Genomic DNA, 14892 nt, shown 5'->3' on the forward strand with positions numbered 1-14892 from the left:
GCTTTGAACAACCTCTTCCGTAAGGATAGTTTGTCTTTGTGCCCGGATACAATGGCTAAAGCAAACTTTCTCAACGTGTTTGGATTGGTGGCTGAATAATCCTTACGAGCTCGACAAGCATCTTCCCTGAAGGTTACATCCAAATGCCAATGAAGCCGATTCTCAATCCCCCAATGTCCTCGAATATATTGTCCGATTAACTGACAACCCTCGGGTGGTAAACTGCTGATATAATACTGCTTATCTATGCGAGTCTCTCCCTCTAAACTACTAATCTCACGCTCCACTTGANATATTGTCCGATTAACTGACAACCCTCGGGTGGTAAACTGCTGATATAATACTGCTTATCTATGCGAGTCTCTCCCTCTAAACTACTAATCTCACGCTCCACTTGAATTAAACTTCTCAAGCCTTGCCATTGACTATATTCCCCCTCCTCAAACACCTCTGAAGCCGGTAATGCGGTATAAGTCCTCTTCTCAATACGACCATGATCTTTCTGCAAGGTCTCATAACGATGACACCTGTATTGTCCTGTGAAGTAATCCTGAACATCCTCATACAAGTGTTTTTGATTGCCTTTGAGGCTTAGAATGTAGTCGGCTTCCGATTGGATAATCTGCTCTGCAATGTTGGTTTGAGTCCCCATGGCATCTATGCTGACGACTGCTCCCGACAAATCAAGGCTATCCAAAACTTCCGGAATGGCTTGTAACTCATTGCGTTTCTCGGCAACAGTCTCTTGAGCAAGGCTTAAACCTACTTCATCAACCCAAGCTGAGAGAATATGCGTACTGCCGGTTGTCTTCTTCGAGCCTCTGAGGCGTTTGCCGTCAATGGCGATATGTTTACCTTCCAAGTCGCTAATCAGCTCTTTTCCATAAACTTGAAGACAAGCATAGAGAGACTGAGGCTCAATACGTTGGAGCACTCTTTCGAAGGTGTCTACGCTCGGACAACCATTAGGAGACCTTTGCACAATAAAGCAGTCTGTTTTGTTGCTTATCCTATTGTATATTAGTGAGTTATTTCGTATATTAGCATCATAAGATGACCCAAAACCATGGCAAGACAAGGAAAATCATCCAATGAAGGGGTCTCATTTGCAGACGTCATGTTAGAGGAGAGATACACAAAGACTCAGAATGTATTTTTGAATCAAGTCGATAGGCTTATCGATTGGCGCCCGATTCGGACACTGATCAGCAAGAAGTACACCAAGCGGCAAAATGCGGCAGGTGCTCCGGCCTATGATGTGATCCTGCTCTTCAAGATGCTTCTCTTGCAGACATGGTATGGGTTGAGTGACTGTGCCTTGGAAGAGCGTGTCAACGACTCAGAGTGACCTTTTCCCGATTTTTAGGTCTCGGTATGTAGTCCGTCTCCCCGGATCACAGTACGATCAGCCGTTTTCGCACAGCCCTGACGGAGTCGGGACTCATGGATAAGTTGCTGAAAGCATTCAACAAGCAATTGAGCGCCCATCATATTTCAATCAAGCAAGGCGTTCTGATCGATGCAAGCATTGTCGATAGCCTGCACAGCCCTGATGGGACAGTGCGCATCACTGTGGCGGATGATCGCCAGGACACACGCAGTGATAGAGAAAAGGATGAAGAGGAGGCTTATCACAAGTTTCTTTTTCACGAGCGCAAAGGGACAGATAGCGAAGCCCGCCGGGTAAAGAAGACCTATCGATACGGGTACAAGAAACATGTGATGACAAACACGGAGGGGATCATCCGGAAAGTCATCACCACCCCGGCCAATCGAAATGATCTCAAGGAATTGATCCCCTGTTGAGCCAAGAGGAACTCCCGGCCGGCACAGCTGTCTATGCCGATAAAGGCTATGCTACGGAAGAGAACCGTGCTTTTTTATCCAAGCACCATTTACGGGATTGCATTATGCACAGGGCGTATCGTAACAGTCCGTTGAGTCCATCACAACACCTCTTTAACCGCGCCATAAGTCCTATTCGCAGTGCCATAGAACGTACCTTCGGTAGCATCCGCCGGGGGTTCAATGGAGGACGTTGCCGATATCGAGGACTTGCCAAAACGCATACGCAGAACATACTCGAAAGCATAGCCTTTAACCTATATCGAACACCGGGGCTGATTATATCCAAATGTGTCAAATAAGCAAAAGATCTCCCCGGTCCGGCTCGGTTTTGAGCCCGACAGGGGGAAAGGGGAGCTATTTCATCCTCGACAGTTACTCTCCTACCAATGAGAAAATGACTCTGAATAGGGATGAATTAATAGCTACCTCATTTTTCAAAGGTCTCATTAGGTAACTCAACCAGTGGGCGAAGCGATTCTCCACGCTCTAAGCTCTAAGCTCTAAGCAAAGTTCATGCATGGACTCATAATCCTCGCCTCCACACAGATAACTCGCAAGTGCTATAAACTAGAATATCGCTTAACTTATGCTTGCAACGACCCACTACACGTAGATCTTCTACCTTAGAAAAATAGCCTTGTACATCCATAACCCGAAGATAGCTCTATTTTGATGCGGGTGCCCTGGTAATTTACCACCCAAAAGTTGCAGGGCAACCGCATCAAAATGTAAGTACCTCAGGGCTATCGCATTTGAAAGTTTATACTGTATCCTTGACCTCTTTCTTCTATAACTTGGGACTCTAGTACATTAATGCGTACTTGTTTTGATAACCGGACGTAGTAATCGTTAGGTTTATAAGTGTGTTAACAGCTCAAATGCGATTGTCCTGGTAAGTACCTGATTATCAACCATAGTTTTGAATGCATTCGTTATCTTTGAGTATAATCTCCAAAATGCAATCATTTGAAAATTAGCAACTAGTATTTTCTCGAAATTTTTGATGCGGTTGCCCTGCAAAAGTTGTACGGAAAGATTATCTTATTATCTTTGCATTGCAAAAAGGGAGTTTCCTAAGGTTTTTCCCTGAGTAGTACAGTAAGAACGGTGTGGTAGTTCAGCTGGTTAGAATACCTGCCTGTCACGCAGGGGGTCGCGGGTTCGAGTCCCGTCCNTGAGTAGTACAGTAAGAACGGTGTGGTAGTTCAGCTGGTTAGAATACCTGCCTGTCACGCAGGGGGTCGCGGGTTCGAGTCCCGTCCATACCGCTAAATAGCTGAAAGATAGGCTATAGGTCATCTGAAGCAATTTTAGAAACGAATCCAAAAGCGTCTTAATTCCAACGAATTAAGGCGCTTTTTCTTTGTCGCCACCCCACACGTCGGATGAGGTTCGGAATAGGCGTATATTCCATAAATATGCCTCCGGTGGTTCCATTTTGGTTACAAAAAACAAAGGGGCTGAAAATTGTAACCACAGACGACGTTAAGACGATGTTTAGACGATTGACAAATTACTCTGTTTCAAAATCATATGTCGAACTTTGTAGCCGTATGGTTACACTAATTTTGGAGCAAAATGAAGAGTCAATTTCGTTCAGTTTTTTACTTGCGCAGCAATTACATCAACAAAGAAGGTAAGACGCCCATCCTCATTCGGATTTATCTGAATAAGGAGCGTTTGTCGCTGGGGTCTACAGGCCTGTCTATCAATGCCCAATTATGGGATTCAGAAAAAGAAAAAGTCAAAGGACATAGTGCAGAAGCACTTGAAGTCAATCGAAAGATTGAAGAAATCAGGGCTGATATTCTAACCATTTACAAACGTTTGGAAGTAACAGTAGATGATTTGACGCCGGAGAGAATCAAATCGGAATACTGCGGACAGACGGATACATTAAACAGTATAATGGAACTTTTCGATAAACATAACGAGGATGTCCGGGCCCAGGTGGGAATCAATAAAACGGCTGCCACTTTACAAAAATACGAAAACAGCAAACGGCATTTTACCCGATTCCTCAAAGCGAAGTACAACAGAACGGATCTCAAATTCTCGGAGCTTACCCCGTTGGTCATTCATAACTTTGAGATATATCTGCTGACTGTAGCCCATTGTTGCCCGAATACGGCAACCAAAATCTTGAAGCTTTTCAAAACCATTACTCTTTATGGGCGCAGACATGGATTTCTGTCTCATGACCCCTTTGTGAACAAGCGGTTTCATACGCAAGATTCCAACAGAGGGTTTCTAACCGATGAAGAAATTCAGCGAATCATTGGAAAAGAAATATCCATACCCAGATTGGATTTGGTTCGCGATATTTTCATATTCTCCTGTTTCAGTGGCCTGGCGTATATTGATGTGTCCAATTTAACCGAGGATAACATCGTTGAATTGGACGGACGTGAATGGATCATGACCAGACGCCAGAAAACAAGGGTAGCCACCAATATCATCCTGCTCGACATCCCCAAGAGGATTATCGAGAAATATGCTCCTGTCCGGAAAAACGGTCATCTCTTGCCGATTCTCTCCAATCAGAAGATGAATGCCTATCTGAAAGAGATAGCCGATTTGTGCAATATCCGCAAACCCCTTTCCTTTCACATGGCAAGGCATAGAGAATTTTATAAACACAAAATAATCAATAGATTAAATTGCTTATCGATGAAGGTAGGTAACGATATGGAAACCAGCGAGCTTCTATACTTCACCTTATTTTGCCATTTCAAAGAACCACTTTATTTGTTGCAAAGATAAGGGTATATCTTGAGAAAAAAGAATCTTCTCCAAATTATTTTCATAAAGCCGTCCGTTGGGGCTGCTTTTTGTTTTCCGTGTATTCTATTCTTATGATAGAATACAGTCTCCGAAGACTGCATTTTCTGTTTTCGTCCTGCTTCTCTACCTGCACATCCTCCACTTATGCCCGTGTATCATATCGGGATCGATTATTCGTTGTCAGCGGCAAAAGTAGTTCCAGGCTTCTACGGACAAAAAAGGTCAGGGTGGCAAGCCGTTTAGACGACAATCTCCACACCTCCATTTCATTGCAGGTAGTATTCTCGCCGTAAAACCTTGTTTGTCCTAAGCCCGACCTCTTTACGCCACTGAAACGAAAACGACCGACCTGACGGAAAAACGCATAAAAAAATATAGGATATGCGAGAAGCAGGGAAAAAGAAAAGTTGAAACTCAAACTCCCCCACCTCTGGAATCCGCATAAAATCAAAAAAATCAGACAAGATGATTTATTCCGAAGTAAGGACGAGGTGGATAATCATCCAAGAAGGACATACAGAGTAAAGCGGTCGGCAGATTTGCCGACCACTCCTTTCTTTCGTGAGTTTTGGGGTGGACAAATAAAGGAGCAAAGCTCCCAATAAAAAACACCTCATTACTTTTGACAGTGAGTTGAGACGGCTCAAAAGTAAAAAAAAGCCATTCCTTCGTTTTATTTTCTATCTGCCGTCACTTTCGCCACGATTTGCCATTCGTTGTTCTCATCCATCCGTTCTTTTCTCCACAGAAAAGAAGAAGCCATTATGTCGGAGAATACATATCTCATCTTCTCTGTCGTGTTTTCAGTCAGGATAATTTCTTCGCCGACCTTTCGGGCGGTCAGTCGGATTGCCTCGCCCATACAGCCGTAGAATATATCCCACGCTATTGTCTTGGGATTGAAGATACGGAGTGTCGTTCCGTATTCGGCATCGGGTTGTTTATTTATCAGGCGTTCCTCACGAGATGGGACGATAAAGAGGTCTTGCACTGCCGTACCGTCCAATACTCGGGAAAATATCCATTCGCCCTTTACCTTTCGTGGTTCGGCATCTTCCAAATGGTCGTTCCACACAATGTCCCATTCGCCTATCAGACCTCCGAAGAAATCGTACTCTTCGGGGATTCGCTCATTCTTTGTGTTGCTACACAATGCTGTTATAAATTCATTCATCATAAATGTGATTTTTAAAGGTCATATATTGGAGATAACTACTCCACAGCGATAATACTCTTCAAAAGGGCTATTATCTCCATAGCTTTCTCTAAATCATCTTTTTTCAATATTTCGTTTTCACACATTTTCTTGTCTATATAATGGTGTTTAGGGTATGAATCAATGGCATTTTGGATTTTTCGCTTATGTCTTCCAATGGTACATGCACATACTGCAATATCACAATCCTTTTCATCCAAGGTTTTCAGATGTTTTTTTACAGAATAATCTCCAATGGCATAATCTCCTTGTGTAACAATGCCTAATATTTTATTCCCTTTTTTTAGAACATCAAGAAAATCTCTATTGCATAAGTCTTGATAAGAATCTTTGACTTGTTGCCATCCTTCATCTAACAATAGCTTGTAAACAAGATTCAGTGTCTCTGTTTTTCCACAGTTTGGCTCTCCCCTTAATGCTATAACTTCCATATTTGCCATGATGAGTAAGATATTCCTCCTTTGCTTCACACTCCCAAAGTTGGAGGATTTCGCTTACGGAAGCGTCCATTTACACAGATAGCGCAAAAATATCCTATTTATTTTGAAAATGGCAATAAATCCTCTAAAAAGTGATGTGAGATTTTGAATGAGTGACGTAAGTTTCCGAAGATCCTCACGTAAGTTTTGGGAGATTCTTGGACTACTTATCTTCATTTCCCATAGTCCTTGAACATCATCAAACGTTTCATCAGCTCTGCCCGAAGTAGAGAGTCCGCCTACCGTTCCGTCATCGCAGATTTTATTCAGCCTGCGTCAGGACAGTTGCACCATCGTTCGCAGATACATCCCCTCGATTGCATCGTCGAAGTTTCATCCGTATTTGCTGTATATTCCCTCGAAAAAGTACACATCTAAATTAAAGACTTTTGCGATGGCAGCCATCTTCGATTTGTTGTCCAACGGTGCAAATATCAATGCCTTCAAAGTCTTCTTTCCTAACTGCGTACTTGTGGCTTCGATTTGCGTATTTGTGGCTCTGTGAAAGGTAAGTGGTTTAGGCACAACGCTTAGTAACTTTGCCCCCAAGCGGTAAACCGAAGCCTTCGAGGCATAAAGCGTTCTTTTTTGAGTGAATCGTTTTCCGTCCTTCACGGACGGATTTATTTGCGTCGGAGCAAATAGCAAGGTATGTTTTATGCAGCATGACTTCGTTTTTGCAGCATAAACCCCTTGCTCTCCAAGAGAGCTGAAAAACTCCGAAGTCGTTTTTCTTGGGAGAGAAAATACCATGTCTCAAATACTGGTAATGTCGTGAAACACTAAAATCCAAAGAAAGAAATGAAAATGAAGAAAATTCGGAGCGCACGCTCCAAAGAGAAGACTGAGAAGCGTGTTTCGGTCAATTTCACGCCGACGGAATACGCTCATTTCCTCACGATGAAAGAGGAAAGTGGTGTACCAAGTCTGTCACTATTCATCAAGGCAAGGGTCTTTAATGAGACCTTTCGGGTGATAAAAGTGGATCGTTCCCTGCTTGATTATTACCAGAAACTGACGACTTTGTATGGACAATTCCGCAGTGTGGGAGTCAATTACAACCAGACAGTAGTTACAATGAAGAGCAACTTTACAGAGAAGAAAGCCTTTGCCATGCTCGCAAAGTTGGAGAAACTGACACTTGAATTAGCAATAATCGGAGGTGAAATCGTGCAACTGACTCGTGAATTTCAAGAGAAATGGCAACATCGACAGTAGCCATTTTACATCGTATTGTTCTTTATGGATAAAAAAACAGGCTTCCCTCTCGTTTGAGGAAGCCTGATTGATTATTTGAATGCAATTACCGTTTTTTGAATTTTCCGCCTTTCAGGTCGCTCTCCACCATCCGCTTGTTCAGTTTCTCAAGGAGTTCGTCAAGGAAATAGGTACGGCTGCCATCCTTGCGACGTTTCATGTTCATATAGACGTTGTAGCAGTTCTTGATTTCTACCCCGAAGACTTCAGAAAGGGCGTCTGCCAGTTCCTCCACACCGATTTCACCATCGTTGATACAGTCACAGGTGTCGAGTGCGTAAAGCAATTCAACTAAATCTGTCGCCTTGCCTGTCCAACGGAGTTTCTCGGTTGGTTTGACGGGCAAAGCAGGAAGAAACCCCTGTATTCGCATATTCAACAGTTCCAGCTCAGTATCAATGACAGACAACAGTTCTGCCACATTTTTCCCCCGCCCTGTTCGAAGATGGTTTCTCTTGCAGAGATTGCAATCGGAAGCGAGTGTAACGGAGGATGCGGAATAGAGAAATGTTATTGTTCTCTTCCGTGTTCATTTTAAGGACCTTTTTGATTAAATCATCAGTTGCATTCCGCTGTTCGGCAGTGGATGAATCATTCGAAGAAAGAACCCTGAATGAAAAAGTTTTGACTAATCTTTCCATACACATTTGATTTGAATTATTAATTGAGATAATAGCAAAGTCAACTGTTATTTCATGAGCCTTTTGTAGAAATCTTCTTTGTAAGTATTGCCGATACTGATTTCATATTTTCCGATGAATACGTCGTTGGTGTCGAACGATTCTATTTTCTCTAAATTCACAACATAGGATTTGTTGATGCGGAAGAAAACAGACGGAGGCAGAAGTTCGTGGATAGTGCGCAGGTACATCTTGGTAATGATGCGTCGATTTTCTGTTTGTATGATTACATAATCCTTTAAGCCTTCTATAAAGAGGATGTCGTCATATCTGATTTTGAAATATTTACGATCTGATTTCACGAAGAAGAAATCCACATCTGCCTCCACACTTTCTTTCTCTGCATTGATGAGTAGGGTATGATAGACAGAAACCTTTTCCACTGCTTTACGAAAACGTTGTTCCTCGATGGGTTTGACGAGGTAATCGGTAGCGTTTACCTCATAGCTGTCCAATGCGTATTCGGAATAGGCTGTGGTAAAAATGACAAGTGTTTGTTGCGGGATTTTACGGGCAAAATCAAGCCCGTTTGTTCCGGGCATCTCGATATCAAGGAATATTAAATCCACAGGACTATCTTTTATGTATTCAGTCGCAGATTCTGCAGACTCAAAATTGCCGACAAGCTCCAGCATTGGACTCTTGCGTACCAACCTTTCCAATCCTTCTCGGGCGATAGGTTCATCATCGACGATGATACATTTTATAGGTTCACACATAAGCATACAGTATATTTATTTTCTTCTTCCGTAATGGATAAGGTATAAGACTTTCCGAATAGCAATTCTAGTCTCCGTTTGATGTTTTTCAATCCCAAACCTCCGTAATGATTCGATGTACGAGAAGCAGCCTTGGTGTTTTCGCATCGGAAGTGCAGTTGGTTTCCGGATGCGGCAAACGTGATGTGTATGTTTGTCTTTCCTTTGACTTCAACACTATGCTTGACTGCGTTTTCTACAAAGGGAATAAACAGTAATGGATATATGGATATATCTTCCACCACACCTTCTGTCTTGATTTCGTAATACAAGTTTCCTCGACGTGTACTTTCCAGTTCCAAATAGTCACGCAAGAAGGAAATTTCATTCCGTATCAGAACTTTTTCTTGCGAGGATTCGGACAACTGATAGCCCAACAAATTTTCAAGCCGGGAAAGAATGGCATATGCCAGTTGTGGTTCTTGCTCTGCTTTAATGTTGGCATTATTGAGCGTGTTGAAAAGAAAGTGCGGATTTATCTGGCTTTTCAGTTGTTGCAATTCTGCTTCTGCCGTCGTCTTTTCCAATTCCGATACTCGACGGCTGTTTTCAGCCCAGCAGCGAAACAGTGGTACTACTGAAGTAGAGGCTATCATTAATCCCAACAATAACATATTTCCCGCGATATTGAAACAAAGAGAGGTCAGCCTGTAACTTTTGGGAACATCATACAGGGTGTTTTGCACCAGTATGACAAAAAGCATCAACAGAAATACGCACAAACCGATGGAAGCGAAATATCCTGACAACTTATTGCGCAACAGGAAATGAGGAACCAGCAGGCGGGCGTTGATATATACGGTGCAGGTGAAGACAATGAAATATACCATCCATTCGTAAAACCTTGCATTCGTGAACCGTCCGTGTACACTGCCAGTATTATAGACCATTTCCATTGTCAAGACAACAATGATGCAAAGTAAAAGCAGGTCTCCCATTCTATGGAATCCTCCTGTTTGGATTTGTGTTCCAATCTTTTTATTTATCTCTTTCAATAATGCCATTCGATTCTTTATGTTTATTAATTCCCAAAAACTTTATCGGAAAATTTCTTGAAAAGCTTAGGAGCTCTTCAAACTCGTTTTGTGTGGGGCGTTTTCTGGTCTTCTTGAGATGGTAAAAATGCGCTTACCCGTTTTGGGAGGATTGCTATTGTTTGTACAGGTACAGACAAGCGTGTCGGCGCATATTTCAATCTCAATTTCCATTCGTTCTTTTTCCGGTGAATTGAATAGATGTTCTTCTACAAACGATAGTAACGTCAATGGAGGAATGAAATAAATACCAGTCCTCATTTGGCAAGAGAGTGTGAAATCAGCGAGAGCCCCGCACTTCTTTTCCAAATTCAGGTAGTCTTTAAGGATTTTGATTTCGGAATTGAGTGGTACAACTGGATTACTGCAATCGTATAGGCGATAGCGTACAATCCGGCTCAGTGTCAATAATAGCGGAGATACTTCCAGAGGTTCAGTCAGGCATAGTGCAGCTGCTTTTTTCAATTTAGCCAAAAGAAATTCCGATCCGATATTGTTTCTCAAATTTTCCAACTCAACGGTTAGCCTGCGAGTTCCGATTTGTTCCTCCATCTCAGTCATTTGAATCCAATGTTTGTAAAAGACGATTACAGTAATACTCGTCACCGACAATGTCAGTACCGAGAAATCGGAGAAGAAATCGACTGCTTTATTGCGTCCGTCAGAAAAAAAAGAATATGGACCGAAAGGTATTTGATACTTAAAATGAATGTAATACTCCAAGCCGATATTCGCTATCACGAATGTGAATATTGCAGCGAGCAAGACAGCTGCATATTGCACATACCTTTCTTGTTGTAGCAATTTAGGAATGAAGATGTACATATTCAGATATATCAGCAACAGATAAGCTACTATATGCGCAAATATAATACCACAAACATTTCCGCCTCGAATCTGTTCTCCATAGGTAATAAAAATATGGTTTGTGGAGATAATGCCGATGGAGATGATAAGCAGGAAATGGCGAGTCCATCTGTATTTCTTCTCCATAAGAAAATCATATAATACGCTTTGTTTCTTTCTCTCTTGCATATATATACTATTACTTTTTTGCCAAGTCTTCCATTATTTCAAAACACAATGCGTCTACATTTTTCGTATGAGGATGCAGAAAAGAAACATTGGAAAGAATAATGACTCCACTCTTTTCATTCATATCGAATACCATAGAGGAAGAAAAACCGCCCGTACCACCATTGTGCCAATATAAATCGTTTCCGTTATCTGCCTTTACGATATGCCATCCAAGTGCTACGCTAAGTTTGTCGTTTACTTTGAAAGTCGGTTTTCTTGTCATTGCAAGTTCTTTGTTGCCCATATCAAATTGAGCCTCTAAAAAACATGCCATATCGTTTGCAGAAGAAAGAATACCACCGGCTCCTAAAAACACATCCGAATCCCATATCCAATTGCCGATAGGAACACCTGTGAGGCTTATTCCTTTGACAAGACCGGTTTCTACTAATCTTGCATCTGTATATGAATTATTCATTTTGTACTTTTTGAAGATTTTATTGGAAACGAGTTCCGTGAAACTGCATTTTTCCATTTGACATAACGTATATCCCAACAAACCTGTTCCCAAATTTGAATACAGATATTCTTTCCTATCGGAAGAACAACATAATTGCAACTGATTTCTGAGGTAATACTCTAATTCAGAGTCGCTGTATTTCTGAAAAGGATTTTCCCGCTCTGCTTTTGTACTGTCTGCCAGAAACTCTGAAAGTTGCAAATTGGAGGGATTTTCTCCCAATCCGGATGTATGATTTGACAGGCTTTCAAAAGTTATCCGCACATCATCCTTGAACGTATAAGGGTAAAATTCGTTTATGTCGTCTGTCTGTTTAATCTTCCTTTCAAGTATTGCATCGGCGAGTAATGTCGCAGTAAAGACTTTTGAAATTGAGCCAATTTCAAAAACCTTATCCTTGTTCTCAATATTTCTAATCGTGTCATTTTGCTTTATCATTCCATAAAAGCGGGATATCCCATTTTTTATGAGCACGATGGACAGTTGAGTTTCATTAGACAAGTCCTTTGTCTTTTCAAATATTTTCTGTGTCAGATTTTCCTCTAAATCTGTCAGGTTATTTACGACATTCTGTGAAAAAGTTATTCCATGTCCAAACAGGTTTATCAAAAGGAATAGCGCGAATTTTGTTTTCATATAATCTTATGATGTATTGAACGTTATGCCAGAGCATTTATTATAATCCGTATCGTATGCCTATTGAAAAATAGGGGGATACACCGAAATGAGGGTAGTCGTCTTTGCTGCTGAAGAAAGCCTTCAATGTCCGTGAACGAAAATAAGCTTCTCTTGATGCGACAATTCCTCCGACAATAGGGATAGAAACATATTTCCCAATTCTGAACTCTGGTTGAATGCCTATATAACCATACTGCATCACGAAATACTTCTTACTGCCGTCTTTCTCTACTGCAGCCATAAGCCCTTTGGATTCCGCATGTATTCCCAGATTAAAACTCTTGCTAAGTTGTGTACTGATTTCAGCTTCGAATGTATTATACATGGATAATTTGAATTTGTATTTTCCCTCTATTTTCCAATCCAGATATAAGGACGGAAAAATCATTGGATACCCCAGCGCATTATTCAACACGATACCGGCTCCCCAATCCAAATTCTTGTTTGCGTGTCTGATAAATAATACACCTCCCTGACCGAGAAACGAGCTGCCCGATATTTTGTTCAGATCGGATGTGTACATTCCAGCTCCTAAAATAGCGAGTATAGACCATTTCTCATTAAGTGGTCGCAGATGCATAACTCCCATTTGAGCATTCATAAGTTCTTTCTCTGTAAAATCCGATGGCATTTCTTTATTTTTCATGGAAGCGTATGTACCACCCAAAGCAACAATCCAAGCCGTCAGTCTCCCGTTTTCATTCTTTCTTACATATAAAGGAAGTCTCGCTGAGCCTTCAAAGGTCTGCAAGTTTCCTTCACCACCAATTTTATTACCATTCTCATCTTTATATACAGACGGAGCAATATATTCTGACTTTAATTGAATCTGGGCAAACACATTCGCTCCTCCCGAAAAGAGGAATAGCATAAAAATATATACTCTGAGCATTTTTTGTTCCATAATAGTATTATTTTAACACAAAGATATCGTATAAAACAATCAGGTTTCAAGAAAATAGACAAATTATAGGTTTTCAACATACAAAATGGGGTGTTTGAATATACTAACATTCTTCTTCATACTTAGTTCCACCATCCGTGTTTGCTATGATGCACAATTAGTGGAGAAAAAAGTATTTTCTTCTCAATGAGTTTGCTAATTATCCATTTTCGGAAGAGCTTTGCTTGTGGAGAAGGAAAGCGAAACGACAGCATCGTTATCATTTCAAGGTTGTATAAATCCACTGCACCGCCCTTAAACGATAGCGTTTGCATCACCTCATCTTCTCTGAGCAAGCCCTCTTTGAGGATAGACTTGATGTGGCTGCTTACCTTACCGGAGAATACACCGAACAAGGTGGCTATTTCGCAAGCCGACATCCAAACAGGAGTTGACGGGATATGTACATTTCCTCTCTCATCTATGGTTATAGTTCCTCTTTTCATAGCTATTTAGTATTCATTGTTCTTTCGTCTTTCCATCAGCCTGTCTATATCTTCTGAGATTTTCTTCTCCGAAATCTTCGCATAGTTCTGCGTACTGGTAATGGAGGCGTGTCCCATCATCTTGGCAATGCTCTCCGTACAAATTCCCTCGGAAATCAAGAACGATCCGAAGCTGTGCCGGGCTTGATGGTAGGACAGATTCTCTTTGCGTCCGATAATGACACCGAGTTCGTGTATCTCAAACCACATCATGTCTCTGCTTGGCAAAGGGAAGACCGGCTGCGTATCATCGGTCGTATTGTACAAATCAAGTATCTGCTCCGCTATCGGATGCAGGGGAATGAATGACTCTACTTTTGTCTTCTTGCGGTTGATGCGAATGTATCTTCTATCGTCTGCAGTCCGCCCAATATGGTGTGGATACAGCAGTTGGGTATCTACATAGGCAAGTCCCGTAAAACAGGAGAAGATAAAAGCCCTGCGAGCCAATTCCTTCAATGGATCATTCGCGGGCAGTTTCAGTTCCAGCAGTTGTTTGAGTTCCGCTTTGCTGATGTGCATTCGCTTGGAGGGCGGTTTCTTCTCATACTCCAACTCTTCCAAAGGATTGGCACGGATAATCTCATGGTCTACGGCAAGATATATCAGTCTGTTCAGCCAACAGAGGCAATGGTTGGTCTGCGATGCCCCGAAGTTCTTGTATCGTTTCAGGTAAACCTTGTATTCCCGTCCGAATTCCTCGGTGATGTCTGAAAAGGCAATGTCCGTCTTGCCTTTCGAGTCCAAGAACTCACGGATATAGCTCTGGTAATACCGAGAACTCCTGTAGGTCGAAGTAGAGTCGATTTCCTTGGAGCGGACGGCAAGGCGTTCCCGTTCCCTTTCTCCCATTTGGAGCAGATGGGTGGGAACTATCACATGACCTGCAATTTTGTTTTTCAATAGTTCGGCACTGACCACACCCTGCTCTTTGAGCATTTCATCATAGAGCTGCTCCGCATGCTTGCGGAACTCTTTCAGGCGATTGTTCGTCCGTACCTCTGCGGTCTCCGCCGTTTTGGCATTCCACTGTTTGGGATCGCAGGAGATGCCGGTGGTTATCGTCGTGCTTTTCCCGTCAATGGAGATTCGGCAAAGTACGGCGGTCGTACCGTCCGCACGGACTTTGCTTCGGTTGATGTATAACAATAAAGAGAATGTACTGCGCATGGTTGTTTCATTGTTTTTTGATT

General features: G+C 42.0%; 12 protein-coding genes, 2 tRNA genes and 5 pseudogenes. 5 read left to right on the forward strand and 14 right to left on the reverse strand.

What is annotated here, in order from left to right; translation table 11 throughout:
- Together HQ50_RS11080 and HQ50_RS01640 are read right to left on the reverse strand one after the other, a co-directional pair.
- Positions 1-290: pseudogene (locus tag HQ50_RS11080) on the reverse strand (ISAs1 family transposase); the annotation flags it as partial.
- 23 nt (positions 291-313) lie between these two features.
- Positions 314-970 (reverse strand): annotated as a pseudogene (locus tag HQ50_RS01640) (ISAs1 family transposase); the annotation flags it as partial.
- A gap of 96 nt (positions 971-1066) precedes the next feature.
- On the opposite strand from HQ50_RS01640, the pseudogene HQ50_RS01645 reads away from it, so the two are divergent.
- Positions 1067-2147 (forward strand): annotated as a pseudogene (locus tag HQ50_RS01645) (IS5 family transposase).
- Between the two features lie 131 nt (positions 2148-2278).
- Here the strand turns inward: HQ50_RS01645 and HQ50_RS11085 are convergent.
- A pseudogene (locus tag HQ50_RS11085) lies at positions 2279-2497 on the reverse strand (transposase family protein); the annotation flags it as partial.
- Between the two features lie 462 nt (positions 2498-2959).
- On the opposite strand from HQ50_RS11085, the gene HQ50_RS01650 reads away from it, so the two are divergent.
- The 3 genes from HQ50_RS01650 (at position 2960) to HQ50_RS01660 (ending at position 4611) form a co-directional block, all read left to right on the forward strand.
- Positions 2960-3026 (forward strand) — tRNA-Asp (locus HQ50_RS01650).
- Between the two features lie 16 nt (positions 3027-3042).
- A tRNA-Asp gene (locus HQ50_RS01655) sits at positions 3043-3116 on the forward strand.
- A 310-nt stretch (positions 3117-3426) separates the two neighbouring features.
- Complete coding sequence (locus HQ50_RS01660) at positions 3427-4611, forward strand: site-specific integrase (RefSeq protein ID WP_039427824.1); 1185 nt, start codon at positions 3427-3429, stop codon at positions 4609-4611.
- Between the two features lie 694 nt (positions 4612-5305).
- Here HQ50_RS01660 and HQ50_RS01665 read toward each other — a convergent pair.
- From HQ50_RS01665 to HQ50_RS11990, 3 genes and pseudogenes are all read right to left on the reverse strand, one after another.
- A complete protein-coding gene (locus tag HQ50_RS01665) occupies positions 5306-5806 on the reverse strand; it encodes a hypothetical protein (RefSeq protein ID WP_036887912.1) in 501 nt (166 codons plus the stop codon).
- 38 nt (positions 5807-5844) lie between these two features.
- Positions 5845-6279, reverse strand: coding sequence for a hypothetical protein (locus HQ50_RS01670; protein WP_152566703.1), 435 nt, complete (start codon positions 6277-6279; stop codon positions 5845-5847).
- A gap of 224 nt (positions 6280-6503) precedes the next feature.
- Positions 6504-6587, reverse strand: a pseudogene (locus tag HQ50_RS11990) (lysozyme); the annotation flags it as partial.
- Positions 6588-7128: 541 nt separating this feature from the next.
- On the opposite strand from HQ50_RS11990, the gene mobA reads away from it, so the two are divergent.
- Positions 7129-7545, forward strand: a complete 417-nt coding sequence (mobA, locus tag HQ50_RS01680) for a conjugal transfer protein MobA (protein WP_036888596.1) — start codon at positions 7129-7131, stop codon at positions 7543-7545.
- Positions 7546-7630: 85 nt separating this feature from the next.
- On the opposite strand, the gene HQ50_RS01685 is transcribed toward mobA, so the two are convergent.
- The 8 genes from HQ50_RS01685 to HQ50_RS01720 form a co-directional block, all read right to left on the reverse strand.
- Positions 7631-7957, reverse strand: a complete 327-nt coding sequence (locus HQ50_RS01685) for an RteC domain-containing protein (protein WP_039427833.1) — start codon at positions 7955-7957, stop codon at positions 7631-7633.
- 315 nt (positions 7958-8272) lie between these two features.
- The gene (locus tag HQ50_RS01690; RefSeq protein WP_185269305.1) at positions 8273-8971 is read right to left on the reverse strand and encodes a LytTR family DNA-binding domain-containing protein; all 699 of its coding nucleotides are present in this window, start codon (positions 8969-8971) and stop codon (positions 8273-8275) included.
- Complete coding sequence (locus tag HQ50_RS01695) at positions 8968-10026, reverse strand: sensor histidine kinase (protein WP_052074864.1); 1059 nt, start codon at positions 10024-10026, stop codon at positions 8968-8970. Before HQ50_RS01695 ends, HQ50_RS01690 begins: the two co-directional genes overlap by 4 nt.
- A gap of 57 nt (positions 10027-10083) precedes the next feature.
- Positions 10084-11049: a histidine kinase gene (locus tag HQ50_RS01700; protein ID WP_235317901.1), complete on the reverse strand. Its 966-nt coding sequence runs from the start codon at positions 11047-11049 to the stop codon at positions 10084-10086.
- Positions 11050-11101: 52 nt separating this feature from the next.
- On the reverse strand, positions 11102-12229 hold the full coding sequence (locus tag HQ50_RS01705) for a serine hydrolase (RefSeq protein ID WP_039427838.1): 1128 nt from the start codon (positions 12227-12229) through the stop codon (positions 11102-11104).
- A gap of 40 nt (positions 12230-12269) precedes the next feature.
- Positions 12270-13175: a DUF6268 family outer membrane beta-barrel protein gene (locus HQ50_RS01710; protein ID WP_039427842.1), complete on the reverse strand. Its 906-nt coding sequence runs from the start codon at positions 13173-13175 to the stop codon at positions 12270-12272.
- Between the two features lie 122 nt (positions 13176-13297).
- Entirely contained in the window at positions 13298-13660 is a 363-nt protein-coding gene (locus HQ50_RS01715) for a hypothetical protein (RefSeq protein ID WP_036888590.1), read from the reverse strand.
- Between the two features lie 6 nt (positions 13661-13666).
- Positions 13667-14869, reverse strand: coding sequence for a site-specific integrase (locus tag HQ50_RS01720; RefSeq protein WP_039427845.1), 1203 nt, complete (start codon positions 14867-14869; stop codon positions 13667-13669).
- Between the last annotated feature and the right edge of the window lie 23 nt (positions 14870-14892).

Source organism: Porphyromonas sp. COT-052 OH4946, from assembly GCF_000765965.1.
GTDB classification, from domain to species: domain Bacteria; phylum Bacteroidota; class Bacteroidia; order Bacteroidales; family Porphyromonadaceae; genus Porphyromonas; species Porphyromonas gulae.